The organism is Streptomyces antibioticus, assembly GCF_002019855.1.
GTDB lineage: Bacteria > Actinomycetota > Actinomycetes > Streptomycetales > Streptomycetaceae > Streptomyces > Streptomyces antibioticus_B.
Map to the genome: position 1 here is coordinate 5850881 of NZ_CM007717.1, position 23687 is coordinate 5874567.

At 71.1% G+C, this 23687-nt stretch carries 23 protein-coding genes; 12 read left to right on the forward strand and 11 right to left on the reverse strand.

Going from position 1 to position 23687, the window contains the following annotated elements; genetic code table 11:
* Positions 1-18: 18 nt before the first annotated feature.
* The 7 genes from AFM16_RS26655 to AFM16_RS26685 all read left to right on the forward strand — a co-directional run bounded on the left by AFM16_RS26655 (position 19) and on the right by AFM16_RS26685 (position 6546).
* Positions 19-564 carry a F0F1 ATP synthase subunit B gene (locus AFM16_RS26655; RefSeq protein ID WP_030784626.1) on the forward strand — a complete coding sequence of 182 codons (546 nt, stop codon included), beginning with the start codon at positions 19-21 and terminating at the stop codon, positions 562-564.
* Complete coding sequence (locus AFM16_RS26660) at positions 561-1376, forward strand: F0F1 ATP synthase subunit delta (protein WP_030784629.1); 816 nt, start codon at positions 561-563, stop codon at positions 1374-1376. The genes AFM16_RS26655 and AFM16_RS26660 overlap by 4 nt, the downstream gene beginning before the upstream one ends.
* 122 nt (positions 1377-1498) lie before the next feature.
* Positions 1499-3088, forward strand: a complete 1590-nt coding sequence (gene atpA, locus AFM16_RS26665) for a F0F1 ATP synthase subunit alpha (protein WP_030784633.1) — start codon at positions 1499-1501, stop codon at positions 3086-3088.
* 21 nt (positions 3089-3109) lie between these two features.
* Positions 3110-4027 carry a F0F1 ATP synthase subunit gamma gene (locus tag AFM16_RS26670; protein ID WP_030784637.1) on the forward strand — a complete coding sequence of 306 codons (918 nt, stop codon included), beginning with the start codon at positions 3110-3112 and terminating at the stop codon, positions 4025-4027.
* The gene (gene atpD, locus AFM16_RS26675; protein WP_030784641.1) at positions 4027-5463 is read left to right on the forward strand and encodes a F0F1 ATP synthase subunit beta; all 1437 of its coding nucleotides are present in this window, start codon (positions 4027-4029) and stop codon (positions 5461-5463) included. The genes AFM16_RS26670 and atpD overlap by 1 nt, the downstream gene beginning before the upstream one ends.
* 121 nt (positions 5464-5584) lie before the next feature.
* Positions 5585-5959: a F0F1 ATP synthase subunit epsilon gene (locus tag AFM16_RS26680; protein ID WP_030784643.1), complete on the forward strand. Its 375-nt coding sequence runs from the start codon at positions 5585-5587 to the stop codon at positions 5957-5959.
* A gap of 140 nt (positions 5960-6099) precedes the next feature.
* Entirely contained in the window at positions 6100-6546 is a 447-nt protein-coding gene (locus tag AFM16_RS26685) for a DUF2550 domain-containing protein (protein WP_030784646.1), read from the forward strand.
* A 29-nt stretch (positions 6547-6575) separates the two neighbouring features.
* Here AFM16_RS26685 and AFM16_RS26690 read toward each other — a convergent pair whose 3' ends face one another.
* From AFM16_RS26690 to AFM16_RS26700, 3 genes are all read right to left on the reverse strand, one after another.
* Positions 6576-8399 (reverse strand): glycoside hydrolase family 18 chitinase, encoded by a 1824-nt coding sequence (locus AFM16_RS26690; RefSeq protein ID WP_030784648.1) that lies wholly within the window; start codon positions 8397-8399, stop codon positions 6576-6578.
* Between the two features lie 120 nt (positions 8400-8519).
* On the reverse strand, positions 8520-9170 hold the full coding sequence (locus tag AFM16_RS26695) for a response regulator (protein WP_078634849.1): 651 nt from the start codon (positions 9168-9170) through the stop codon (positions 8520-8522).
* A complete protein-coding gene (locus tag AFM16_RS26700; RefSeq protein WP_078637104.1) occupies positions 9167-10423 on the reverse strand; it encodes a sensor histidine kinase in 1257 nt (418 codons plus the stop codon). The genes AFM16_RS26695 and AFM16_RS26700 overlap by 4 nt, the downstream gene beginning before the upstream one ends.
* Positions 10424-10576: 153 nt before the next feature.
* Between AFM16_RS26700 and AFM16_RS26705 the strand changes: the two genes are divergently transcribed.
* Positions 10577-11125: a hypothetical protein gene (locus AFM16_RS26705; protein WP_078634850.1), complete on the forward strand. Its 549-nt coding sequence runs from the start codon at positions 10577-10579 to the stop codon at positions 11123-11125.
* 20 nt (positions 11126-11145) lie between these two features.
* Here AFM16_RS26705 and AFM16_RS26710 read toward each other — a convergent pair whose 3' ends face one another.
* Entirely contained in the window at positions 11146-11718 is a 573-nt protein-coding gene (locus AFM16_RS26710; protein ID WP_030784657.1) for a cob(I)yrinic acid a,c-diamide adenosyltransferase, read from the reverse strand.
* A 443-nt stretch (positions 11719-12161) separates the two neighbouring features.
* Here AFM16_RS26710 and AFM16_RS26715 point away from each other — a divergent pair, with 443 nt between their 5' ends.
* Together AFM16_RS26715 and AFM16_RS26720 are read left to right on the forward strand one after the other, a co-directional pair.
* Positions 12162-12485 carry an STAS domain-containing protein gene (locus AFM16_RS26715; protein WP_030784659.1) on the forward strand — a complete coding sequence of 108 codons (324 nt, stop codon included), beginning with the start codon at positions 12162-12164 and terminating at the stop codon, positions 12483-12485.
* A gap of 235 nt (positions 12486-12720) precedes the next feature.
* Positions 12721-15237 (forward strand): ATP-binding protein, encoded by a 2517-nt coding sequence (locus AFM16_RS26720; protein WP_078634851.1) that lies wholly within the window; start codon positions 12721-12723, stop codon positions 15235-15237.
* A gap of 91 nt (positions 15238-15328) precedes the next feature.
* On the opposite strand, the gene nucS is transcribed toward AFM16_RS26720, so the two are convergent.
* A complete protein-coding gene (gene nucS, locus AFM16_RS26725; protein ID WP_030784664.1) occupies positions 15329-16000 on the reverse strand; it encodes an endonuclease NucS in 672 nt (223 codons plus the stop codon).
* Between the two features lie 312 nt (positions 16001-16312).
* On the opposite strand from nucS, the gene AFM16_RS26730 reads away from it, so the two are divergent.
* On the forward strand, positions 16313-16705 hold the full coding sequence (locus AFM16_RS26730) for an SCO5389 family protein (protein ID WP_030784666.1): 393 nt from the start codon (positions 16313-16315) through the stop codon (positions 16703-16705).
* An 89-nt stretch (positions 16706-16794) separates the two neighbouring features.
* On the opposite strand, the gene AFM16_RS26735 is transcribed toward AFM16_RS26730, so the two are convergent.
* On the reverse strand, positions 16795-17823 hold the full coding sequence (locus AFM16_RS26735; RefSeq protein WP_078634852.1) for an LLM class flavin-dependent oxidoreductase: 1029 nt from the start codon (positions 17821-17823) through the stop codon (positions 16795-16797).
* A gap of 222 nt (positions 17824-18045) precedes the next feature.
* Between AFM16_RS26735 and AFM16_RS26740 the strand changes: the two genes are divergently transcribed.
* A complete protein-coding gene (locus AFM16_RS26740) occupies positions 18046-18387 on the forward strand; it encodes an Rv1322 family protein (protein WP_030784671.1) in 342 nt (113 codons plus the stop codon).
* Between the two features lie 46 nt (positions 18388-18433).
* On the opposite strand, the gene AFM16_RS26745 is transcribed toward AFM16_RS26740, so the two are convergent.
* The 5 genes from AFM16_RS26745 to AFM16_RS26765 form a co-directional block, all read right to left on the reverse strand.
* Positions 18434-19327, reverse strand: a complete 894-nt coding sequence (locus tag AFM16_RS26745; protein ID WP_030784674.1) for an ABC transporter permease — start codon at positions 19325-19327, stop codon at positions 18434-18436.
* Positions 19324-20664 (reverse strand): ATP-binding cassette domain-containing protein, encoded by a 1341-nt coding sequence (locus AFM16_RS26750; protein ID WP_078634853.1) that lies wholly within the window; start codon positions 20662-20664, stop codon positions 19324-19326. The genes AFM16_RS26745 and AFM16_RS26750 overlap by 4 nt, the downstream gene beginning before the upstream one ends.
* A 111-nt stretch (positions 20665-20775) precedes the next feature.
* The gene (locus tag AFM16_RS26755) at positions 20776-21546 is read right to left on the reverse strand and encodes an ABC transporter permease (protein ID WP_030784679.1); all 771 of its coding nucleotides are present in this window, start codon (positions 21544-21546) and stop codon (positions 20776-20778) included.
* Between the two features lie 3 nt (positions 21547-21549).
* Positions 21550-22512, reverse strand: coding sequence for an ABC transporter ATP-binding protein (locus AFM16_RS26760; protein WP_030784681.1), 963 nt, complete (start codon positions 22510-22512; stop codon positions 21550-21552).
* A 125-nt stretch (positions 22513-22637) separates the two neighbouring features.
* Complete coding sequence (locus AFM16_RS26765) at positions 22638-23576, reverse strand: coiled-coil domain-containing protein (RefSeq protein WP_030784683.1); 939 nt, start codon at positions 23574-23576, stop codon at positions 22638-22640.
* Positions 23577-23687 lie beyond the last annotated feature (111 nt).

Consider the following 23687-nt stretch of genomic DNA (forward strand, 5'->3'; position numbering starts at 1 on the left):
TAGACGAAAGGCACTGACATGAGCCAGCTGCTCATTCTGGCGGCCGAGGAGACGGAAAACCCCCTCGTCCCGCCGATCCCTGAGCTTGTCATCGGCCTGCTCGCCTTCGTCATCGTCTTCGGCTTCCTCGCCTGGAAGCTCCTCCCGACCATCAACAAGGTTCTGGAAGAGCGTCGCGAGGCCATCGAGGGCGGTATCGAGAAGGCCGAGGCCGCTCAGACCGAGGCACAGAGCGTGCTCGAGCAGTACAAGGCTCAGCTCGCCGAGGCCCGGCACGAGGCCGCTCGTCTGCGCCAGGAGGCGCAGGAGCAGGGTGCGACGCTCATCGCCGAGATGCGCGCCGAGGGCCAGCGGCAGCGCGAGGAGATCGTCGCCGCCGGTCACACCCAGATCGAGGCCGACCGCAAGGCCGCCGCGTCCGCGCTGCGCCAGGACGTCGGCAAGCTCGCCACCGAACTGGCCGGCAAGCTCGTCGGCGAGTCCCTCGAGGACCACGCCCGCCAGAGCCGCGTCATCGACCGCTTCCTCGACGAGCTCGAGGAGAAGGCCGAGGCGTCGCGATGAACGGAGCGAGCCGCGAGGCCCTGGCAGCCGCACGTGAGCGTCTCGACGCGCTGACGGACTCCACGTCCGTGGACGCCGCTCAGCTCGCGGGCGAGCTGGCGGCCGTCACCGCGCTGCTCGACCGCGAGGTGTCGCTGCGTCGGGTCCTCACCGACCCGGCGCAGGCCGGCGAGGCCAAGGCCGAGCTGGTCCAGCGCCTGCTCGCCGGGCAGGTCAGCGGCACCACCGCCGACCTGGTGTCCGGCCTGGTGCGTTCCCGCTGGTCGCAGTCGCGCGACCTGGTGGACGCCCTGGAGGAGCTGGCGAACGTCGCCGACCTCACCGCCGCGCAGCAGACCGGTGCGCTCGACAGCGTCGAGGACGAGCTGTTCCGCTTCGGGCGGATCGTCTCCTCCAACACCGAGCTGCGCGCCGCACTGACCGACCGGAAGGCCACCGCCTCGGCCAAGAGCGAGCTGCTGCGCAGCCTGCTCGGCGGCCGTGCCGACGCGGCCACCGAGCGTCTGGTGACGCGCCTTGTGACCGCGCCGCGAGGACGTAGCCTGGAAGCGGGACTCGAGTCCCTGTCCAAGCTGGCCGCCGAGCGCCGCGACCGGGTCGTGGCCGTGGTCACGTCGGCCGTGCCGCTGAGCGACGCGCAGAAGCGACGCCTGGGCGCCGCCCTGGCGAAGCTCTACGGGCGCCAGATGCACCTCAACCTCGACGTGGACCCCGAGGTCCTCGGCGGGATGCGGGTGCAGGTCGGCGACGAGGTGATCAACGGCTCCCTCGCGGACCGTATCGAGGACGCCGCCCGCCGCATGGCGAGCTAGCAGCAACTCAAGACCGCAGTACGTACACGACGGCCCTGGTTGGGCCGTGCAGAAGAATCCTGGGGGTCGCCCCCAGACCCCCTAAGAAACTTCGGGCCCAACAAGGAGAGCAGGGAACCCAGATGGCGGAGCTCACGATCCGGCCGGAGGAGATCCGGGACGCGCTGGAGAACTTTGTCCAGTCGTACAAGCCGGACGCGGCCTCGCGCGAGGAGGTCGGTACGGTCACCCTTGCCGGCGACGGCATCGCGAAGGTCGAGGGCCTCCCCTCGGCCATGGCCAACGAACTGCTGAAGTTCGAGGACGGCACCCTCGGCCTCGCGCTCAACCTGGAAGAGCGCGAGATCGGCGCCATCGTCCTCGGTGAGTTCAGCGGCATCGAGGAGGGGCAGCCGGTGCAGCGCACCGGTGAGGTGCTCTCCGTGGCCGTCGGCGAGGGCTACCTCGGCCGCGTCGTCGACCCGCTCGGCAACCCGATCGACGGCCTCGGCGAGATCGAGACGTCCGGCCGCCGTGCCCTGGAGCTTCAGGCTCCGGGTGTCATGGCCCGTAAGTCGGTGCACGAGCCGATGGAGACCGGCTACAAGGCCGTCGACGCCATGACCCCGGTCGGCCGCGGTCAGCGTCAGCTCATCATCGGCGACCGCCAGACCGGCAAGACCGCGCTGGCCGTCGACACGATCATCAACCAGCGTGACAACTGGCGCTCCGGCGACGTGAAGAAGCAGGTCCGCTGCGTCTACGTCGCCATCGGCCAGAAGGGCTCGACCATCGCCTCCGTGCGGGGCGCCCTGGAAGAGGCCGGCGCGCTGGAGTACACGACCATCGTCGCCGCCCCGGCGTCCGACCCGGCCGGCTTCAAGTACCTGGCGCCGTACACCGGCTCGGCCATCGGCCAGCAGTGGATGTACGAGGGCAAGCACGTCCTGATCATCTTCGACGACCTGTCGAAGCAGGCCGACGCCTACCGCGCCGTGTCGCTGCTGCTGCGCCGCCCGCCGGGCCGTGAGGCCTACCCCGGTGACGTCTTCTACCTGCACTCCCGTCTGCTGGAGCGCTGCGCGAAGCTCTCCGACGACCTGGGCGCGGGCTCGATGACCGGTCTGCCGATCGTCGAGACGAAGGCCAACGACGTCTCGGCGTTCATCCCGACCAACGTCATCTCCATCACCGACGGCCAGTGCTTCCTGGAGTCGGACCTCTTCAACGCCGGTCAGCGCCCCGCGCTGAACGTCGGTATCTCCGTCTCCCGAGTCGGTGGTTCCGCGCAGCACAAGGCGATGAAGCAGGTCTCCGGCCGACTGCGCCTCGACCTCGCCCAGTACCGCGAGCTGGAGGCGTTCGCCGCCTTCGGTTCCGACCTGGACGCCGCGTCGAAGGCCCAGCTCGAGCGTGGTCAGCGTCTGGTCGAGCTGCTGAAGCAGCCGCAGTACCAGCCGATGCCGACCGAGGACCAGGTCGTCTCCGTGTGGGCCGGTACCACCGGCAAGATGGACGACGTCCCGGTGGCCGACATCCGCCGCTTCGAGAAGGAGCTCCTGGAGTACCTGCACCGCAAGGAGCAGGGCCTCATGACCTCCATCAAGGAGGGCGGCAAGATGTCGGACGACACCCTCACCGCCGTCGCCGACGCGATCGCCGAGTTCAAGAAGCAGTTCGAGACCGCGGACGGCAAGCTTCTCGGCGAGGACGCCCCGTCCGCCGCCAAGTGACGTAAGGAAGGGACCTGACTCATGGGAGCCCAGCTCCGGGTCTACAAGCGTCGCATCCGATCCGTCACCGCGACCAAGAAGATCACCAAGGCGATGGAGATGATCGCCGCCTCGCGTGTCGTCAAGGCGCAGCGCAAGGTGGCGGCCTCCACGCCCTACGCGGCCGAGCTGACGCGCGCGGTCACGGCGGTCGGCACCGGCTCGAACACGCAGCACCCGCTGACCACGCAGGCCGACACGGTCGTGCGGTCCGCGGTGCTGCTGCTGACCAGCGACCGCGGTCTCGCCGGCGCCTTCAACGCCAACGCCATCAAGGCCGCGGAGCAGTTGACGGAGCGCCTCGAGTCCGAGGGCAAGCAGGTCGACACGTACATCGTCGGCCGGCGTGGTCTCGCGCACTACAACTTCCGTGAGCGCAAGGTCGCGGAGTCGTGGTCGGGCTTCACGGACGAGCCGACGTACGCGGACGCCAAGAAGGTCGCGGCCCCGCTGATCGAGGCCATCGAGAAGGACACGGCGGACGGCGGCGTGGACGAGATCCACATCGTCTTCACCGAGTTCGTGTCGATGATGACGCAGTCGGCGCTCGACGACCGTCTGCTGCCGCTCAGCCTCGACGAGGTGGCGGAGGAGTCGGCGACGAAGGGCGAGATCCTTCCGCTGTTCGACTTCGAGCCCTCGGCGGAGGACGTCCTCGACGCGCTTCTGCCGCGCTATGTGGAGAGCCGCGTGTACAACGCGCTTCTCCAGTCGGCAGCCTCGAAGCACGCCGCCACGCGGCGCGCGATGAAGTCGGCGACCGACAACGCCGGAGAGCTGATCGAGACGCTCTCCCGCCTTGCCAACGCGGCCCGCCAGGCCGAAATCACCCAGGAAATCAGCGAGATCGTCGGTGGCTCCGCAGCCCTGGCCGACGCGACCGCGGGGAGTGACAGGTAATGACGACGACAGTTGAGACGGCCGTTGCCACGGGCCGCGTCGCCCGGGTCATCGGCCCGGTCGTCGACGTGGAATTCCCCGTCGACGCCATGCCGGAGATCTACAACGCCCTTCACGTCGAGGTGGCCGACCCGGCCCAGGACGGCGCGAAGAAGACGCTGACCCTGGAGGTCGCCCAGCACCTGGGTGACGGCCTGGTCCGCACCATCTCCATGCAGCCCACCGACGGTCTGGTCCGCCAGGCCCCGGTCACCGACACCGGCACGGGCATCACCGTCCCGGTCGGCGACTTCACCAAGGGCAAGGTGTTCAACACCCTCGGTGAGGTGCTGAACGTCGACGAGAAGTACACGGGCGAGCGCTGGTCCATCCACCGCAAGGCCCCGAACTTCGACGAGCTCGAGTCGAAGACCGAGATGTTCGAGACCGGCGTCAAGGTCATCGACCTGCTGACCCCGTACGTCAAGGGCGGCAAGATCGGTCTGTTCGGTGGTGCCGGCGTCGGCAAGACGGTGCTCATCCAGGAGATGATCTACCGCGTCGCCAACAACCACGACGGTGTCTCCGTGTTCGCCGGTGTCGGTGAGCGCACCCGTGAGGGCAACGACCTCATCGAGGAGATGGCCGAGTCGGGCGTCATCGACAAGACCGCCCTGGTCTTCGGTCAGATGGACGAGCCCCCGGGCACCCGTCTGCGCGTGGCCCTGGCCGGTCTGACCATGGCGGAGTACTTCCGCGATGTGCAGAAGCAGGACGTGCTGTTCTTCATCGACAACATCTTCCGCTTCACGCAGGCCGGTTCCGAGGTCTCGACCCTGCTCGGCCGGATGCCCTCCGCGGTGGGTTACCAGCCGAACCTGGCCGACGAGATGGGTCTCCTCCAGGAGCGCATCACCTCGACCCGTGGTCACTCGATCACCTCGATGCAGGCGATCTACGTCCCCGCGGACGACCTGACCGACCCGGCCCCGGCCACCACCTTCGCCCACCTCGACGCGACGACGGTGCTCTCCCGTCCGATCTCCGAGAAGGGCATCTACCCGGCCGTGGACCCGCTGGACTCCACGTCCCGGATCCTGGACCCCCGCTACATCGCGGCGGACCACTACAACACCGCGATGCGCGTCAAGACGGTCCTCCAGAAGTACAAGGACCTTCAGGACATCATCGCGATCCTCGGTATCGACGAGCTGGGCGAGGAGGACAAGCTCACCGTCCACCGTGCCCGTCGCGTCGAGCGCTTCCTGTCCCAGAACACCCACGTCGCCAAGCAGTTCACCGGCGTCGACGGGTCGGACGTCCCGCTGGACGAGTCGATCGCCGCGTTCAACGCGATCATCGACGGCGAGTACGACCACTTCCCGGAGCAGGCGTTCTTCCTGTGCGGTGGCATCGAGGACCTGAAGGCCAACGCCAAGGAGCTGGGCGTCTCCTGATCTCGGAACTCTCCGAGTTCGTGTGTGAGGGGGCGGGCGCGTCCCGCCCCCTTCGCCACGCCCACTAGACTTAGTAACCAACACCCGGCAGATCCGCCGGGTGGTGACCCGAGGAGCCACCTTGGCTGCTGAGCTGCACGTCGCGCTGGTCGCGGCTGACCGAGAGGTCTGGTCCGGCGAGGCCACCCTGGTCGTCGCGCGCACCACGTCCGGCGACATCGGCGTCATGCCCGGTCACCAGCCGCTGCTCGGTGTGCTGGAGTCGGGCCCGGTGACCATCCGTACGAGTGATGGTGGAACGGTCGTCGCCGCGGTGCACGGCGGTTTCATCTCGTTCGCGGACAACAAGCTGTCGCTGCTGGCCGAGATCGCCGAGCTGTCGGACGAGATCGACGTCCAGCGCGCGGAGCGGGAGCTGGAGCGCGCGAAGGCCGAGGGCGACGCCCTCGCCGAGCGCCGCGCGGACGTACGACTGCGTGCGGCGGCGACGCGCTGACCCAGCGCGGAGCCGTATGACGTCACTCAGCCGCGGCCGGCCCGGAGTCCTCCGGGCCGGCCGCGGCTGAGGCAGATCTGGATGTTTTTTCCGTTCCGTTACCTATTTTCGGTACCTAGGAGACGAGGAGGTCGGTGTCGATGGTCCTCGCTCTGACTGTGTGCGGAATCGTCGTGGCCCTGGTGGTGCTCGGGCTGTTCGTCTTCGGTCTGCGCCGCAGACTCATCCAGCGCTCCGGTGGCACCTTCGACTGTTCCCTGCGCTGGGACGTACCCGAGAAACCGGACGCCAGCGGCAAGGGCTGGAGCTACGGCGTCGCCCGCTACAACGGCGACCGCATCGAGTGGTACCGCGTCTTCTCCTACGCCTACCGGCCCCGCAGGGTGCTGGAGCGGGCCTCGATCGAGGTGGCGGGCCGACGGCTCCCGGAGGGCGAGGAGGAACTGGCGCTGCTGTCCGACGCGGTGATCCTCGCCTGTGCCCATCAGGGCACCCGGCTCGAACTGGCGATGAGCGAAGACGCGCTGACCGGATTTCTCGCGTGGCTGGAAGCAGCCCCGCCCGGTCAGCGCGTCAACGTCGCTTAGTGACTCTTCTGGTAACTCTTCGAACTTGCTTACGCGAGGCCGTTGTTGATGGCCGTCACCAGCTCACCGTTTCCGGTGTCACCGCTGAACTCCCAGAAGAACGCGCCGCCGAGGCCCTGGTTCTTGGCCCAGGTCATCTTGCCGGCGATGGTGGCGGGAGTGTCGTAGGACCACCAGTTGTTGCCGCAGTAGGCGTACGCCGTGCCCGCGATGGTGCCGGTGGCGGGGCAGGACGACTTGAGGACCTTGTAGTCCTCGATGCCCGGCTCGTAGGTGCCCGGGGCCGCGCCGGTCGCCGAGCCGCCGGGGGCGGCCTGGGTGACTCCGGTCCAGCCGCGGCCGTAGAAGCCGATGCCGAGCAGGAGCTTGGCGGACGGAACGCCCTTGGACTTGAGCTTGGCGATCGCGTCGGCGGAGTTGAAGCCCGCCTGCGGGATGCCGGAGTACGAGGTCAGCGGCGAGTGCGGGGCGGTGGGGCCCTGCGCGTTGAAGGCGCCGAAGTAGTCGTACGTCATCACGTTGTACCAGTCGAGGTACGCGGAGGCGCCGCCGTAGTCGGCCGCGTCGATCTTGCCGCCGTTGGAGCCGTCGGCGGTGATGGCCGCGGTGACCAGGTAGTTGGAGCCGAACTCGGTGCGCAGCGCCTGGGACAGGTTCTTGAACGCGGCCGGGCCGCTGCTGTCACAGGTCAGACCGCAGGCGTTCGGGTACTCCCAGTCGATGTCGATGCCGTCGAAGACATCGGCCCAGCGGGGGTCCTCCACGACGGCCTTGCAGGACTTCGCGAAGGCGGTCGGGTTGGCCGCCGCCTGGGCGAAGCCGCCGGAGTAGGTCCAGCCGCCGAAGGAGTAGAGCACCTTGATGTGCGGGTACTTGGCCTTGAGCTGGCGGAGCTGGTTGAAGTTGCCGCGCAGCGGCTGGTCCCAGGTGTCGGCGGTGCCGCTGACGGACTGGTCGGCGGTGTACGCCTTGTCGTAGGCGGCGTAGGTGTCGTCGACGACGCACTGGCCGTTCTTGACGTTGCCGAAGGCGTAGTTGATGTGGGTGATCTTCGACGCGGAGCCGGAGGTCACCAGGTTCTTGACGTGGTAGTTGCGGCCGTAGACGCCCCACTCGGTGAAGTAGCCGAGCTTGACCTTGTCGCCGGTGGGCGGCGGGTCGGTGGTGCCGCCGGTGGTGCGCACCGAGACCGCGCCGCTGACCGGACCGGTCTGGTCGGCGGTGTCGCGGGCCTGGACCGAGTAGGAGTAGGTGGTCCCGGCGGTCAGCCCGGTGTTGGTGTACGACGTGGTCGTCACGGTGGCGACCTTGGTGCCGTCGCGCAGCACGTCGTAGTTCTTGATGCCCTTGTCGTCGGTGGCGGCGCTCCAGGAGAGCTTCACCGAGGTGTTGGTGATGTCCGAGGCGGTGGGGGTGCCCGGAGCGGAGGGGGCGGAGTCGCCGGGCACCGTGGTGCCGTCGCAACCGCCGCCGTTGAGCTTGCAGTTGGACGGGGAGCCGCTGCCCGCGCCGTTGAAGCCGAAGGAGACGGAGGCGCCGGGGGCCAGCGTGCCGTTCCAGGACTTGTTCTTGGCGGTCCAGTGGGTGCCGGAGGACGTGACGTCGGCGTCCCAGGCGGAGGTGACGGACGTGCCGGAGGGGAAGTCCCATTCGACGGTCCAGGAGCTGAGGGAGGTGGTGCCGGTGTTCTTCACCGTCCACTTGCCCTCGAAGCCCGTGCCCCAGTCCGACGCCTTGGTGTAGGTGGCGGTGGCGGAGGTGGCGGCCTGGGCGGGGCTCGCGAGGCCGACGAGACCGGCCAGCGGGAGCAACAGGGTCGCGAATCCTGCCGCGGCTCTGTGTCTGAAGCGCATTCTGCGCCTCCTATGGGGAGTTGGGGGGCGTGACTGAGCCTTCACGCCCACAGTGCCGCGAGAATAGAAAGGTCTGGACCACGGGTCAATAGGTCTGGACCACTCTTGTATACGGTTGGACTAGATTCCCAACTCCTGTGCGAGCACCGCCGCTTGCACCCGGCTGCGCAGTTCCAGCTTCCCCAGCAGCCTGCTGACATGGGTCTTCACCGTCGCCTCCGCCATGTCGAGCCGCTCGGCGATGCCCGCGTTGGACAGCCCCTCCCCGAGGCAGGACAGCACCTCGCGCTCGCGCCGGGTGAGGGCGTCGAGGACCGCCGGATCGGCGGCCGGCTCGCGCACCGGGCCCGCCGCGAACTCCGCGATCAGCCGCCGGGTGACGGCCGGGGCGATCAGCCCCTCACCGGCGGCCACGGTCCGCACCGCCGTGATCAGATCCCGTGCCTCGGTGTTCTTCAGCAGGAAACCGGCGGCCCCGGCCCGCAGCGCCCCGAACACGTACTCGTCGAGGTCGAAGGTGGTCAGCACCAGCACGTCGGCGAGGTTCTCCGCGACCACCTTCCGGGTCGCCGCCACCCCGTCGAGGCGCGGCATCTGCACATCCATCAGCACCAGGTCCGGCCGCAGTTCCCGGGCCAGTTCCACCGCCCGCTCACCGTCCGCGGCCTCCCCGACCACCTCGATGTCGGGCGCGCTGCGCAGGATCAGCACCAGCCCCGCGCGCACGGCGGACTGGTCCTCGGCGACCAGGACGCGGACGGTCCGGCTCATGGGCGGTCTCCTTCGGGGTCCTTGCCGTGGCCCGGCTCGGCCTCGGCGAGCGGCAGCGAGGCGTGCACGGTCCACCGGCCGCCGTGCGGACCGGCCGTGAAGGTGCCGCCCAGCAGGGTCGCCCGCTCCCGCATCCCCACCAGGCCCGCCCCGGAGCCGGGGGCGCGCGGCCCGTCCTCGCGCCCGCAGGGGCTGCTGATCTCGACGTCGAGCACCCGGGGGCCGTCGTGCCGGGTGAGGGCGAGGGCGACGGTCACCGGGCCGGGGCGGGCGTGCTTGAGGGCGTTGGTCAGCGACTCCTGGACGATCCGGTAGGCGGCCAGCTCGACGGGGGCGGGAATCCGGCCGGTGCCGGTGCCGGTGCCGGTGCCCGTGCCGAAGCCGGTGTCGATGTCGATGTCGAGGGTGACGTCGAGTCCGTTGGCGCGGGCGCCGTCCACGAGCGCGTCCAGCCCGTCGAGGGTGGGCGCCGCCGCCGGTTCCCGGTCCCCGCCGCCGTCCCGCAGGATCCCGATCAGCCGGCGCATCTCCGCGAGCCCGTCGACGCTGTTCTCCCGGATCACCCCGAGCGCCTCGTGGGAGGTCCGCGGGTCGTCGATGGAGAGCGCGGCCGTGGAGTGAATGGCGATCGCCGACAGGTGGTTGGCGACCATGTCGTGCAACTCCCGTGCCATCCGCGCCCGTTCGGCGACCACCGCCTCGCGGCGGTCCATCTCGGCGAGCAGCGTGGTCTGTTCGGCGTGCAGCCGGGCCGCGATCGCCGCGTCCCGGTGGTCGCGGACGATCAAGCCGGTCGCGGCCGGGCCGAACGCGACGGCGCCGATCACCACCCCGATCAGCAGCGCCTCCGGCACCCGCCACACCGCGTACGGCACCACGGTCCCGGCGACCGTGAGCAGCCCGGTGATCCGGGGGATACGGCGGGCCGAGGCGGGCGGGCCGTACAGGACGGCCGCGTACACCAGGTCGGTGAACATCAGCACCGTGGCCACACTGCCCTGGGTGACGGTGTCCAGGGCCAGCGCCGCGGTGCCGGTCAGCAGCGCGGTGCGCGGGGCCGTCCGGCGCAGCAGTTCGCAGCCGGACATCACCACCAGCGGCGGCAGCACCGCCCAGGCGCCGGGCAGCAGCACGAGCGGTTCGTCGGCGGGGCGCAGGGCCAGGCCGAGCGCCATCAGCACCAGCCCGCCGAGCAGTCCGCCGCACGCCACGTACACGTCGAAGCGGTGGGGGCGGGGGAGTGCTGCGGCCATGTCCTCCATCCAACACGGCGTCCGCCGCGGGCGCCTTCACCCCGGGGACGTTTCCGCGCTGCATCTTTCGATGTACCCCGAGGTCGTCAGCGCCGACGACGAAAGCGGCCCGGGCCGGCGGGAGTCTGGAGGGGTGAGCGAGAGGAGCGAGTCGTGGTCGTCACGTTGATCGTCGCGTGCGAGGTGGCCTTCTGGGTGCTGCTGGCGCTGGGCCTGGCCGTCCGGTACCTGCTGGGCATGCGCCGCACCAGTGCGGTGCTGCTGCTGTGCGAGCCGGTCCTGGAGCTGTTCCTGTTCGCCGTGACGGCGATCGACCTGCGCAACGGCGCCGAGCCGGGCTGGGAACACGGCCTGGCCGCGCTCTACATCGGCTACACCGTGGCCTACGGCCACTACACGATCCGCTGGCTGGACGGCCACGCCGCGCACCGGCTGGCCGGCGGCCCCCCGCCCCCGAAGCCACCGCGCTACGGCGGCGCCCGCGCCCGGCACGAGGGCGCGCTGTGGCTGCGCACCGTGCTGGCGGCCGCCGTCGCCTGCGCCCTGCTCCAGGGCGCCGTCTGGTACGTCGGCGACGGCGACACCTCGTCGCTGCGGTCCTTCCAGTGGGTGGCCCTCAGGGCCGCCGGCATCCACGGCCTGGTGGCGCTGACCTACACGCTCTGGCCGAAGCGGGAGCCGGAGACCGCCGTACGGCGGTGATGCCGTGAGAGGGGCCGGGCTCAGCGCTCCCCGCCCGGCACCCACAGCACGTCCCCGGTCTCCTTGTTGGCCGTGCGGGCGAGGATGAACAGCAGGTCCGACAGCCGGTTGAGGTAGGTCGCGGTGAGCGGGTTCATCACCTCGCCGTGCACCTCCAGGGCGGCCCACGTGGAACGCTCGGCCCGGCGTACGACCGTGCACGCCTGGTGCAGCAGGGCCGCGCCCGGGGTGCCGCCGGGCAGGATGAACGACCGCAGCTTCTCCAGTTCGGCGTTGAACCGGTCGCAGTCCGCCTCCAGCCGGTCGATGTAGAACTGCTCGACCCGCAGCGGCGGGAACTCCGGGTTCTCCGCCACCGGCGTCGACAGGTCCGCGCCCACGTCGAACAGGTCGTTCTGGACCCGGGTGAGGACCGTGACGATCTCCTCGTCCAGGCCCCCCAGCGCGACGGCCGTGCCGATCACCGCGTTCGCCTCGTTGGCGTCCGCGTAGGCGGAGATCCGCAGGTCGGTCTTGGCGACCCGGCTCATGTCCCCGAGCGCGGTGGTGCCCCGGTCGCCGGTCCTGGTGTAGATGCGCGTCAGATTGACCATGCGGCCAATCTAGACGGTCCGACCGGATCCGCTCCGTTCCGTTCGTCACCCGCTCCCGACCCGGCCACGGGCGGACTGAAACGGTCCGAAACCGACTGAATCGGGCGGGATTTGACGACGTGACCGGTGTCTCACCTCATGAGACGTGAGACGCGTTACTAACCGGTCACACAGCGCCTCACGCCCGCTAATCTCCGGCCGAGAGGCCAGACGGAGCGGACCGCTCGGATGCGCCGGATGGTTGACGCCGGTGACATCGGACGCGCGAGCGGGCAGGGCTTCAGAGGCACCGAAACCGCACAGGCCCCACCTGCCTCACCCCTGCGGGTGAATTCGGTATCGGTTCGCTCACAGACGGCAACCTTCGGCTGCTTACCGCAGTCAGAGCATGCAACACCGGACATCACACCGCGGAGCACACAACGCACGCCTAGGGGAGCGCTATGCACATCAGGGGCGACCACGCCGAGCTGGTCGTGGGGGGCCGTCTCGACGTGCGCTGCGCGGCCGACGCCCGGACGACCCTGCACTCGGCCGTCGACGACGGCGTCGGCGACCTGGTGCTCGACCTGTCCGAACTGGACTCCTGGGACGCCACCGGACTCGGCGTCATCATGGGCGTCCACCGCCGCGCCGGCCGCTGCGGCCGGCGCCTGGTGCTGCGCGGCGTCCCTCCGCAGATGCAACGCCTCCTGGTCGCCACCCGGCTGCACCGGATCCTCGCGATCGAGGGCGGCATCGGCGTGGAGTCCCTGCCCCGCGTCTGACCCGCACCCCGCGTGGCCTGCGGTGGAAAAGGTACGGCGGGCGCAATCCTCACCGGACCGTGATGTCTCGGACGGCACGGCCCCCCGGACTGTCGTAGATACTGTGCGAAGGTTTACGGTTCGTCTGCCCGCCGCCCTCAGCCCTCGAGCGGGCACCGGACCAGAAGCGACAGCCCAGTGTGCAGCAAGGCCGGGAGGGGCTACCGCCACACGACGCTTTTGGGGGGCTTGACCCATGGATCCGACGAACCCGGTACCCGAGGACCACGGCCATGACGGCGACGGCCGCGCGTCGCGCCCGCGCCCGTCCAGGGACCCCCTCACGCCCGACTTCGCCCAGCACACGCCGGGCCCGGCCCGCACCGTGCGGATCGTCGCCGGCGAACACCTGCTGACGGTCAACCCCGTCGACGGCAGCGAGATCGAACTCTGCCCGCCGACCGAGGTGCCCGAGCGCCCCGCCAAGCGCACCCCCGAGCAGCGGGCCGAGGCCGAGCGCGCCGCCCGGCCGCCCGCCCCCGCAGGACCCGCCCGGCCCGCCCCGCCCCTGCTGGGCCGCCAGGAGGAGCGCGAGCACCTGGTCCGGCTGCTGGCCCGCGGCCGGACCGTACGCCTCACCGGCCCGGCCGGCTCCGGCCGCACCAGCCTCCTCGACCTCGTCGCCGAGGACTGCGACGACCTCGCCCCCGACGGCGTCGTCCGCCTCTCCGGACTGCACAGCACCGCGGCCGATCTGCTGCTCGACCTCTTCCACACCGTCTACGACGCCGACCGCCACCACCCCGGCACCGACGAACTCCTCGCCCTGGTACGGGAGATCGGCGCGGTCGTCGTCGTCGACGACCTCGGCTTCGGCGGCACCGACCTCGACCGGCTGCTGGACGCCACCCCCGAGTGCGCCTTCCTGCTCGGCGCCACCCCCGACGTCCCCGCCCCCTCCGCCGACGCCGCCGTCGACGAGGTCGCCCTCAGCGGCCTGGACCGCGCGGCCGGCGTCGAGGTCATCGAGCACGCCCTCGGCCGCGACCTCACCGACGAGGAGGAGAACTGGGCCGGCGACCTCTGGTTCGAGTCCGAGGGACTCCCGCTGCGCTTCGTCCAGGCCGGCGCCCTGCTGGCCCAGCGCGACCGGCTGCGCGCCGAGGTCGACGCGGTCGACGCCTTCGGGGTCTTCGAGGACGCCCCGCCCGCGCCCGAGCCCCTCGACTCCGGCGCCGGCGAGGCCGAGGAGATACCGCTGCCCTCCCTCGGCGAGGCCGCCGCGCCCGCCCCGCTGCTCGCCGCCCGGCTGAGCGCCTCCGCCCGCGCCACCCTGCGCTTCGCCGTCGCCCTCGGCGGCGAGGTGCCGCACCAGGCCCATCTGCCCGCACTGGTCGGCGACACCCACGCCGACGCGGCCCTCGGCGAACTCGTCGCCTGCGGACTGGTCTCCCCGGCCGGCACCGGCTACCGGCTCGCCGCCGGCATCAAGACCCAACTGGAGGCCGCCGGCTACGACGACGACGTCTCCGCCCGCGCCGCCACCGCCGCCCGGCACTACGCTTGGTGGGCCGCGCACCCCTCGGTCACCCCCGAGCGGGTCTGCGCCGAGTCCGCCGCCGTCCTCGCCGCGCTCACCCTGGTCGGCCCCGTCACCACCCCGCCCGCCGAGGGCGAGGAGGCCACCGCCGTCCAGCTCGCCCGCGCCGCCGCCCCCGCCTTCGCCGCCGGGCTCCGCTGGAGCGCCTGGGACATCACCCTGCGCGAGGGCGCCGAGGCCGCCCGGCTCGCCGGGGAGTCAGCCGACCGCGCCTACTTCCACCACGAGATGGGCGTCCTCGCGCTCTGCGGCGGCGACCTCGACCGGGCCCGCTCCGAACTGGAGGCCTCGCTCGCCCTGCGCGGCACCCTCACCGACAAGCGCGGCACCGTCGCGGGCCGCCGCGCCCTCGCCCTGGTCGCCGACGCCTCGGGCGACATCCCGGGCCTCGTCCCCGCGGGCACCGGCGAGGAGGCTCCCGAGGCCCGCCCCGAGGAGCCGGTGTCCCCGCCGCGCGGCGTCCAGGCGATGCTCCCGGCCGTCTACGCGCCGGAGGCCGAGACCCTCGTCCACCGCCCGGTGCCCCCGGCCGCGGCCCCGGCCCGCCGGTCGTACGCCGCCGGTCTCAAGGGCCTCGCCCGGCGCAACCTGGTCGCGGCCGGCGCGGGCGCGCTCCTGGTCGCCGTGCTCGGCACGGTCGTGACGCTCGGCGCCACCTCCAACAACGACGCGAACGATCCCTCCGAGCGGGTCGGCGTCAACCCGTCCGCCGGCAGCGACCTCGGCGACGGCGGCCTCGACTCGGACATCCCGGGCGACGGCACCGCCACCGGCGACACGGGCACGGCGACCAGCCGGCCGACGGACCCGGGCCCTGACGGGACGATGGGGACGTCGGACGATCCGACACCCACGGTGTCCCCCTCCGCCTCGACGGAAACCGGCGGCACACCCGGGACCGGCACCGGCGGCTCCAGCGGCTCCCCGCGGCCGTCGTCGTCCAGCTCGTCGTCGCGCCCGACGACGACGCCCTCGCAGCGGCCCACCACGCCGACGCAGCAGCCGACGACGCCCACCGAGAACCCGACGACCCCGACGGACACCCCGTCGGAGTCGGAGAGCACGGACCCGGCGACCGAGACCTCGGCCAGTGGCACGACCTCCGGCACCCCCGTCTCCCCGAGCGTCGCCGACGCGTCCTCCGGCGAGTCCACCCCGGACACGGTGATCTGAGGAGCCCCCGCACAGCACCGAGGGCCGGTTCCCCACCCGGGGACCCGGCCCTCACCGTCGTACGAGCGTCGTACGAACGCCGTACCCGAGGTCAGAACAGGCGCAGCTTGTCGTCCTCGATGCCGCGCAGCGCGTCGTAGTCCAGGACCTGGCAGCCGATGCCGCGGTCGGTGGCCAGGACGCGGGCCTGGGGCTTGATCTCCTGCGCGGCGAAGACCCCGCGGACCGGCGCGAGGTGCGGATCGCGGTTCAGCAGCTCCAGATAGCGGGTGAGCTGCTCGACGCCGTCGATCTCGCCGCGCCGCTTGATCTCGACCGCCACGGTCTGCCCCTCGGCGTCCCGGCACAGGATGTCCACCGGCCCGATGGCGGTCATGTACTCGCGCCGGATCAGGGTGTAGCCCTCGCCGAGGGTCTCGATGCGGTCGGCGAGCAGCTCTTGGAGGTGCGCTTCCACGCCGTCCTTGATCAGGCCGGGATCGACGCCCAGTTCGTGCGAGGAGTCGTGCAGGATCTCCTCCATCGTGATGATGAGCTTCTCGCCCCCCTTGTTGACGACGGTCCAGACGCCGTCCTCGTCGCCCGTGCCCTCCTTCAGCGTGCAGGGCGGCGACATCCAGTTCAGGGGCTTGTAGGCCCGGTCGTCCGCGTGGATCGAGACACTGCCGTCCGCCTTGACCAGGATCAGACGGGGCGCGGAGGGGAGATGGGCGGTGAGCCGGCCGGCGTAGTCGACGGAGCACCGGGCGATGACGAGACGCATGGTCGGCAACGCTATCCGACGCCTCGCACCGCACGCGATTCGCCCGACCCGCTCCGGCCCCCACCCGTCACCCGGGCCCCTTGTGCCCCGCCCCTTTTGATCGGGAAAACCGCTGTTCGGACCTGGCCGATTGTGCGCCTACCGGGAGTTCCCTATGTGCCCATTCTCCTGGTGCCGCCACCGACCGTTGCCTACCGTAGTAAACGGGAGGTCGCGATGCGTGTACTCAGCGTGTGCGGTACTTCGTCATGCCGAACTCCCTTTCCCTGTCCGGCAACCCCCTGTTCCACCGGGGGTGCGAGAGGAGTACCCATGTCGCTCGACGTCTCACCGGCCCTACTCGAACAGGCCGAGCGAGGCGAGGTCGACGAAGCTGAATTCGTCGACTGCGTCCGGACCTCCCTGCCCTACGCATGGGAGATGATCAGCTCCCTGGTGGCCGAGCTGAAGGTGGACGGCGGAGCCTTCGCCGACAACCAGACGCCACCGCCGAACGAGCAGGCACGCGGGCAGTTGCTGCGAGCGCTGGCGAGTGACGCCATTCGCGGTGCGCTCCAGCGGCACTTCGGTGTGCGGCTCGCCTTCCAGAACTGCCATCGGGTGGCGGTGTTCCCGGTGGACCCGTCGGTCGACGACAAGCTGGCCCGCTTCACCTCGGTCCGCAGCCAAGTGCTCAACCAGTCACCGGAGTTCCGGGACTGCTGAGGCAGCAGTGTGAGCCTGTCGCTTGCCGCTCCTCACGCGGGAGGTGCCATCAGTACGGGAGCGGCAAGCTCCCCGGTGTGCCGGGCCGTTCAGCGGAGGTGGGGGAGCACCTCCGCGCCCAGTCGCCGGACGTTCTCCTCCGTGGCCGCCAGATCGCCCGAGCCCTCGACGAGCAGGGCGAAGCGCGAGATGCCGGTGCGCTCGCCGGTCGCCGCGAGGCGGTCGGCGCACAGCCGGGGGGTGCCCACCGGGTGCAGCCCGCAGAGGAGTTCGGTGTACGCCACCGGGTCCCGCATCGAGCGGGCCCGGCCGTCCACCGTCACATGGGCGTCGAGCCCTTGTTTCAGCCAGCCCGGCATCGCCTTGACCAGGGTCTCGACGGCGTCCGTGCGCCGGTCGGCGATCTGGCAGACGCCCGCCGAGACATGCGCGGCGGCCCGGATCTCGTCCTCGGAGCGGCCGGCCGCGCGCGCGTGGCGGCGCCACAGGGCGACCATCTCGGCCTTCTCCTCGTCCCCCACGTGCATGCCCAGCAGCATCGGCAGCCCGCGCTCGGCCGCCAGCCGCACGGTCGACGGCGAGGTGCACGCCACCACGACCTCGGGGCCCTCGGTGTCCGTCAGCGCCTCCGAGGGGCGCGGTACGACGGGGACCTCGCGGAACCGGAACCGCTCGCCGTCGGCCCCGACCGAGGGCTCGCGCAGCCAGCGCACCAGCAGATCGAGTGATTCCGGGAACCCCTGCTCGTACGCCGCGAGGCCGGAGCCGAACACCTCCAGGTCGACCCAGGGCCCGCCGCGCCCCACGCCCAGCGAGAAGCGGCCGCCGCTGGTGAGGTGCAGCAGCGCCGCCTGCTCGCCGAGGGCGACGGGATGGACGGTGGGCAGCACGCTGACCGCGGTGCCGACCCGGATCCGGTGGGTGCGGCCCAGCAGTAACGCGGCGAGCGTCACCGCCGACGGGCAGGTGCCGTACGGCACGAAGTGGTGCTCGGCCAGCCAGACCGAGTCGAGACCCGCTTCCTCGGCGACCTCGGCGGAGCGGACCGCGCGGTGCAGCGCCTCCCCCTGGCCCTGCCCGGGGAACTGGGCACCCAACACGAAACTACCAACGCGCATGGACTTTCCTGCTTCCTTGGCTCCGACGCGGAGCTCCCCCACTCGGCATAACCGTCTGACACGTGCCGAGGACACGGCCTGGCGGAGAGATTTGCCGATTGTCTGGAGAATGGGGGGTCAGGGAGGGCGACTTGTGGGGATCGGTGACGTACGGGTGCCCTCGTTCGCGCCGCGTAGGCTGGACACGAACCCTGCTTCCTGTATAGCCCCGTGAGGTGTCCTGTGTCCCCGCGTCGTAACCGAGCCAAGGGTGCCGGCTCAGCGGACTCGTCCGGCCGGAGCGCCGAGGACGACCGCGCGAGCCGCTACGGCGGCTGGCAGTCCTCGGCGACCTGGCGCGGCGAGGAGTGGAGCGTACGGCACGTGGCGGGCGCGAGCGCGCAGGGGAAGTCGTACCGGTGCCCGGGCTGTGACCAGATGATCCCGGACGGCGTCCCGCACGTGGTCGCCTGGCCCGAGCACGCGGGGGTCGACGACCGCCGGCACTGGCACAAGGCGTGCTGGAACGCGCGAGACCGCCGCGACCCGGGGGTGCGGCGGTCTCGTAACGCGCCTCGTTTCTGAGGCTGTTGCGTGTCCCGCTGTCGGACGGCGGTCCGTCCGCGGCGTGTTACACGTCGCGCTTCTCCAGCAGGCTGAAGGCGGCGGCGAAGGCGACGGCCGTCACCCCGAGCGCGATCCACAGCGGGTCCCAGCCCGAAGGGCCGGACTCGGTGAGGGAGTTGGAGTAGAAGACGCTGAGCTGGTTCGGGATCGAGTACTCGAACAGGGCCTGGCGCAGGTCCTCCAGCGAGGACGAGAACATGAACAGCGCGATCACCAGCGGGGCCAGCACCAGGGCGATCATGATGGTGATGGCGCCGGCCGAGTGCCGGATGACCGAGCCGACGGCGAGCGACAGCAGGCCGAGCAGCGCCATGTAGAGGGACACCCCGACGGTGCCCTTGAGCCACTCGCCGGCGGACGGCTCGCGCGCGTCGGTGAAGAGCGCCACGTCCACCATGGCGATGATCCCGGCCGAGACCAGCGTCACCACGAAGGCGACCGAGAAGAACACGATCCCCTTCGCCGCGAGCACCCGGCCGCGCGACGGGCACGCCACCATCGTGGTGCGGATCATGCCGGTGCCGTACTCGGAGGCCGTCGTCATCACGCCGAGCGTGATCAGGCACATGCTGCCGAGCAGCAGTCCGAAGAAGCCGAAGGACAGCGGGTTCTCGCCCGAGAGGTCGCCCTCGGTGGTGTTCGCGGCGACCAGCAGGGAGGTCAGCAGGCCGATGCCGACGACCAGCAGGACGAACACGCCGAGCGTCCACATCGTGGAGCGCACCGAGCGGATCTTCGTCCACTCCGAGGCGAGCGCGTGCCCGAGGTGGGTGCGCACGACCGGGATCGGCGAGGTGTAGCCGGGGTGGCCGCCGGGGGCGGCGTACCCGGGTCCGGGCTGCCCTGCCTGCCAGGCGGGCGCGGCGGCCTGCGGCGCGGGGTGCTGCGGGGTGCTCATCGGGCGTCCTCGGGCTGGGTGGTCGGGGCGGCGGGGGCCGGGGCGGACGGGGTGGCGGGCGCGGCCGGCGCCTTGTCGAACGAGGGCGCGGCGGCGGGCGGGGTCTGCGGGGCGGCCGCGGGGGCCGCCAGCGGCTGGGCCGGGGCCTGAGGCGCCTGCGGGGCCGCCTGGGCGTACGGGTTGGCGTCGGCGGCCGAGGGCGCGCCCGGGGCGCCGTACGCCCCCTGCGGGGCCGTGGGGGCGCCCGGGGCCTGGGGAGCGCCGTAGGCGCCCGCGGCGGGCCCCTGGCCCGGCTGCGGGGGCGCGTAGCCCGTCTGCGGGGGCGGCGGGGCGTACCAGCCCGGCTGGCCCTGTCCCGGCACCGGCATCGGCGGCTGGGCGCCCGGCGGCAGCGGCTGCTGGAGCCCGGCCTTCTGGTCGACGGTGGAGCGGTAGTCCACGGCGCCCTGCGTCATCCGCATGTACGCCTCCTCCAGCGACGCCTGGTGCGGCGACAGCTCCCACAGCCGTACGTCGGCGTCGTGGGCGATGTCGCTGATGCGGGGCAGGGGCAGTCCTGTCACCCGCAGCGCGCCGTCCTGCTCGGGCAGGACGTGACCGCCCGCCTCGGTGAGCGCGGCGGCCAGCTTCTCGCGGACCTGCGGCTCGGTGTGCGGGGTGCGCACCCGGGCGAAGTCGGCCGAGTTCGCCGAGATGAAGTCCTTCACGCTCATGTCGGAGAGCAGTTGCCCGCGCCCGATGACGATCAGGTGGTCGGCGGTCAGCGCCATCTCGCTCATCAGGTGCGAGGAGACGAAGACCGTGCGGCCCTCCGCCGCGAGGGACTTCATCAGGTTGCGCACCCAGAGGATGCCCTCGGGGTCGAGGCCGTTGACCGGCTCGTCGAAGAGCAGCACCTGGGGGTCGCCGAGCAGCGCGGCGGCGATGCCGAGCCGCTGGCCCATGCCCAGCGAGAAGCCCTTGGACCGCTTCTTGGCCACGTCCTGGAGGCCGACCACCCCGAGCACCTCGTCCACCCGGCGGGCCGGGATGCCGGAGAGCTGGGCCAGCGACAGCAGGTGGTTGCGGGCGCTGCGGCCGCCGTGCACGGCCTTGGCGTCGATCAGGGCGCCGACCTGGCGGGGCGCGTTCGGCAGCTTGCGGTAGGGGTAGCCGCCGATCGTGACCGAGCCCGCGGTCGGATTGTCCAGGCCGAGGATCATCCTCATGGTCGTCGACTTGCCCGAGCCGTTGGGCCCCAGGAAGCCGGTGACGGCACCGGGCCGCACCTGGAAGGAAAGGTTGTACACGGCGGTCTTGTCGCCGTAGCGCTTGGTCAGGCCGACAGCCTCGATCATGCTCCGCACCCATCGAAAGGATCAGGACAGCAGGGCACACGCCCCCGTAAGGGTTAGGAGCTTATCCAGGCGCTGACGGTTCCGCTCAAATGAAAGCAAAGAACGAAAGCGTCACGCGTCACGTCGCTTCAGCAGCAGATACCCGCCGAGCAGCGCGGCCACCACCCACACCACCATGATCGCGAGCCCGCCCCAGGGGCCGTAGGGGGTGTCGTCGTCGACCGGGGTGACCACCTGCATGATCTTGCTGCCGGCCTGGTCGGGCAGATAGCGGCCGACCTTCTTCGTTGCGCCGACGTTGCCGAGGATGTTGGAGATCAGGAAGAAGAACGGCATCAGGATGCCCAGCGACAGCATCGGTGAGCGCAGCATCGCGGCCACCCCCATCGAGAACAGCGCGATCAGCGTCATGTAGAGGCCGCCGCCGATCACCGCGCGCAGCACCCCCGGGTCGCCGATCTCCGCCCGGAGCGAGCCCAGCATCGACTGGCCCAGGAAGAACGTCACGAAGCTGGTGACCAGGCCCACCGCGAGCGCCAGCCCGGCCGCCACCGCGATCTTGCTGAACAGGAAGGTGCCGCGCTGCGGCACGGCCGCCAGCGAGGTGCGGATCATGCCGGTGCTGTACTCGTTGGACACCACCAGCACCCCGAACACGATCATCGCGAGCTGGCCGAGGCTCATCCCGGCGAAGCTGATGTAGGTCGGGTCGAAGGAGAGCCGGTCGCGGGCGCTGAGGTTGTCGAACTCGTTCTTCGACAGCGCGGCGATCAGCATGCCCAGCGCGACGGTGACGACCACGGCCAGCGACAGCGTCCACACCGTGGACGCCACCGACCGGATCTTGGTCCACTCGGACCGTACGACCTGGATCGCGGCCATGGCTCAGCCCCTCCCCGCCCAGTCCTCGCCCCACGCCTGCCGCTCCTGCTGCGGCGGGCGGTCCGAATGCGCGTGGTACTCCACCGACTCGGCGGTCAGCCGCATGAACGCCTCCTCCAGGGACGCCTGCTGGGGGCTCAGCTCGTGCAGCACGATCTGGTGCCGCGCGGCCAGCTCCCCGATCTGCTCGGACGTGCCGCCGTCCGCCTCCAGCACCCCGCTGCCGCTCTCCACGACGGTGAGCCCCGCACCGCGCAGCAGATCGAGGAGCCGCTCGCGCTGCGGGGTGCGGATCCGGACGAAGGACCGGGAGTTACGGGCGATGAAGTCGGCCATCGAGGTGTCGGCGAGCAGCCGGCCCTGGCCGATCACCACCAGATGCTCGGCGGTCAGCGCCATCTCGCTCATCAGATGACTGGAGACGAACACCGTCCGCCCCTGCGCGGCCAGCGATTTCATCAGGGTGCGGATCCAGTGGATGCCCTCGGGGTCGAGGCCGTTGACCGGCTCGTCGAACATCAGGATCCGGGGGTCGCCGAGGAGCGCGCCCGCGATGCCGAGGCGCTGGCCCATGCCCAGCGAGAACCCCTTGGCCTTCTTCCGCGCCACGGCCGTCAGTCCGACGGTGTCCAGCACCTCGTCGACCCGGGCGCGCGGAATGCCGTTGCTCTGCGCCAGACACAGCAGATGGTTGTAGGCGCTGCGGCCGCCGTGCACGGCCTTGGCGTCCAGCAGGGCGCCGATGTAGGTGAGCGGGTCCTTGAGCCGGTCGTAGTGCGTGCCGTCGATCCGGACGTCCCCCGCGGTGGGCCGGTCCAGACCGAGCATCATCCGCATGGTGGTGGACTTGCCGGCCCCGTTGGGCCCGAGGAAGCCCGTGACGATACCGGGTCTGACGGTGAAGCTGAGGTTGTTCACCGCCACCTTGTCGCCGTACCGCTTCGTCAGCCCCTCGACCTCGATCATGCGGGCCACGCTATGACCGGCGCGCGGCGCCTGCCACCGGAGGCACCCGGGGTGTCCCCTCGTACGCGGGCGCACGAAAGGGGCGGTGGGACCGGGTCCCACCGCCCCTCACACGCACCGAACGACTACCGGGACTGCTGCGCCGGCACCCCGCGGGAGACCGGCTCGTCGTCCGTGGCCGGCGAACCGGCCGCGGCGACCGCGGCACCCGTGAGCGTCGCGAGCATCTCGCGGACGTTCGTGAGCTGGGCGTTGATGCTGTCGCGGCGGTTGGTGAGGGCCGCCAGCTCGCGCTCCGATTCCGAACGGATCCGGTCCGCCTTGGCGTTGGCGTCGGCCACGATGTCCTCGGCCTGGCGCTGCGCCGTCTCGACGGTCTGGCGGGCCCGGCGCTCGGCGTCCGTGCGCAGCTTCTCGGCCTCCAGCCGGAGCTGCTCCGCGCGGTGCTCGATCTCCGCGAGGCGCTTCTCCGCCTTCTGCTGACGGGACGCCAGGTCGCGCTCCGACTGCTCGCGGCGCTTGGCCAGGTTGGTTTCGAAGTCGGCGGCGGCCTGCGCGGCCTTGGCGCGGGTCTCCTCGAAGAGGGCGTCCGCCTCCTCGCGCTTGGACTGCGCGTCCTTCTGCGCCTCGGCGCGGAGCTGAGAGGCGTCGCTCTTGGCCTTCTCGACGATCCGGACGCCCTCGTCCTCGGCCTTGGACTTGCGCTCCGCGGCGTACGACTCCGCGTCGTTACGGACCTGCTGGGCCGCCGACTCGGCGAGCTCGCGGTGCTGCTCGGCCGCGCGACGGGCCTCCTCGCGCAGATCCTTGGCCTCTTCCTCGGCGAGGCGAAGGATCTTCTCGACCCGCGCGCCCAGACCGGCGTACGACGGCTCGGCGTCGCTCACCTGAGCCTGGGCGTTCTGCGTCTCGAGGTGGAGCTCCTCGATGCGCTTCTCCAGGGCGGTGATGCGGGCGAGCGCGCTGTCACGGTCGGAGACGAGCTTGGAGATCCGTTCGTCCACCTGAGCGCGGTCGTACCCACGCCGCACTAGCTCGAAGCCATAGGGGGAAGTGTCGCTCATGGGGTTCCTGTCGAATGAGACCGGTGAGGTGATAGGGGGAATCCTAGGGGCCGAAGCGGTGTGTCATCGAGCGGATACGTGTTTGATCTGGAGAATGACACCCCTTTTGGG

Bases quoted from the DNA above. Each gene is read 5' to 3' on its own strand.
- AFM16_RS26655 (WP_030784626.1), top strand. From the start codon at position 19: ATGAGCCAGCTGCTCATTCTGGCGGCCGAGGAGACGGAAAACCCCCTC.
- AFM16_RS26660 (WP_030784629.1), top strand. From the start codon at position 561: ATGAACGGAGCGAGCCGCGAGGCCCTGGCAGCCGCACGTGAGCGTCTC.
- atpA (WP_030784633.1), top strand. From the start codon at position 1,499: ATGGCGGAGCTCACGATCCGGCCGGAGGAGATCCGGGACGCGCTGGAG.
- AFM16_RS26670 (WP_030784637.1), top strand. From the start codon at position 3,110: ATGGGAGCCCAGCTCCGGGTCTACAAGCGTCGCATCCGATCCGTCACC.
- atpD (WP_030784641.1), top strand. From the start codon at position 4,027: ATGACGACGACAGTTGAGACGGCCGTTGCCACGGGCCGCGTCGCCCGG.
- AFM16_RS26685 (WP_030784646.1), top strand. From the start codon at position 6,100: ATGGTCCTCGCTCTGACTGTGTGCGGAATCGTCGTGGCCCTGGTGGTG.
- AFM16_RS26690 (WP_030784648.1), bottom strand. From the start codon at position 8,399: ATGCGCTTCAGACACAGAGCCGCGGCAGGATTCGCGACCCTGTTGCTC.
- AFM16_RS26695 (WP_078634849.1), bottom strand. From the start codon at position 9,170: ATGAGCCGGACCGTCCGCGTCCTGGTCGCCGAGGACCAGTCCGCCGTG.
- AFM16_RS26700 (WP_078637104.1), bottom strand. From the start codon at position 10,423: ATGGCCGCAGCACTCCCCCGCCCCCACCGCTTCGACGTGTACGTGGCG.
- AFM16_RS26710 (WP_030784657.1), bottom strand. From the start codon at position 11,718: ATGGTCAATCTGACGCGCATCTACACCAGGACCGGCGACCGGGGCACC.
- AFM16_RS26715 (WP_030784659.1), top strand. From the start codon at position 12,162: ATGCACATCAGGGGCGACCACGCCGAGCTGGTCGTGGGGGGCCGTCTC.
- AFM16_RS26720 (WP_078634851.1), top strand. From the start codon at position 12,721: ATGGATCCGACGAACCCGGTACCCGAGGACCACGGCCATGACGGCGAC.
- nucS (WP_030784664.1), bottom strand. From the start codon at position 16,000: ATGCGTCTCGTCATCGCCCGGTGCTCCGTCGACTACGCCGGCCGGCTC.
- AFM16_RS26730 (WP_030784666.1), top strand. From the start codon at position 16,313: ATGTCGCTCGACGTCTCACCGGCCCTACTCGAACAGGCCGAGCGAGGC.
- AFM16_RS26735 (WP_078634852.1), bottom strand. From the start codon at position 17,823: ATGCGCGTTGGTAGTTTCGTGTTGGGTGCCCAGTTCCCCGGGCAGGGC.
- AFM16_RS26745 (WP_030784674.1), bottom strand. From the start codon at position 19,327: ATGAGCACCCCGCAGCACCCCGCGCCGCAGGCCGCCGCGCCCGCCTGG.
- AFM16_RS26750 (WP_078634853.1), bottom strand. From the start codon at position 20,664: ATGATCGAGGCTGTCGGCCTGACCAAGCGCTACGGCGACAAGACCGCC.
- AFM16_RS26755 (WP_030784679.1), bottom strand. From the start codon at position 21,546: ATGGCCGCGATCCAGGTCGTACGGTCCGAGTGGACCAAGATCCGGTCG.
- AFM16_RS26760 (WP_030784681.1), bottom strand. From the start codon at position 22,512: ATGATCGAGGTCGAGGGGCTGACGAAGCGGTACGGCGACAAGGTGGCG.
- AFM16_RS26765 (WP_030784683.1), bottom strand. From the start codon at position 23,576: ATGAGCGACACTTCCCCCTATGGCTTCGAGCTAGTGCGGCGTGGGTAC.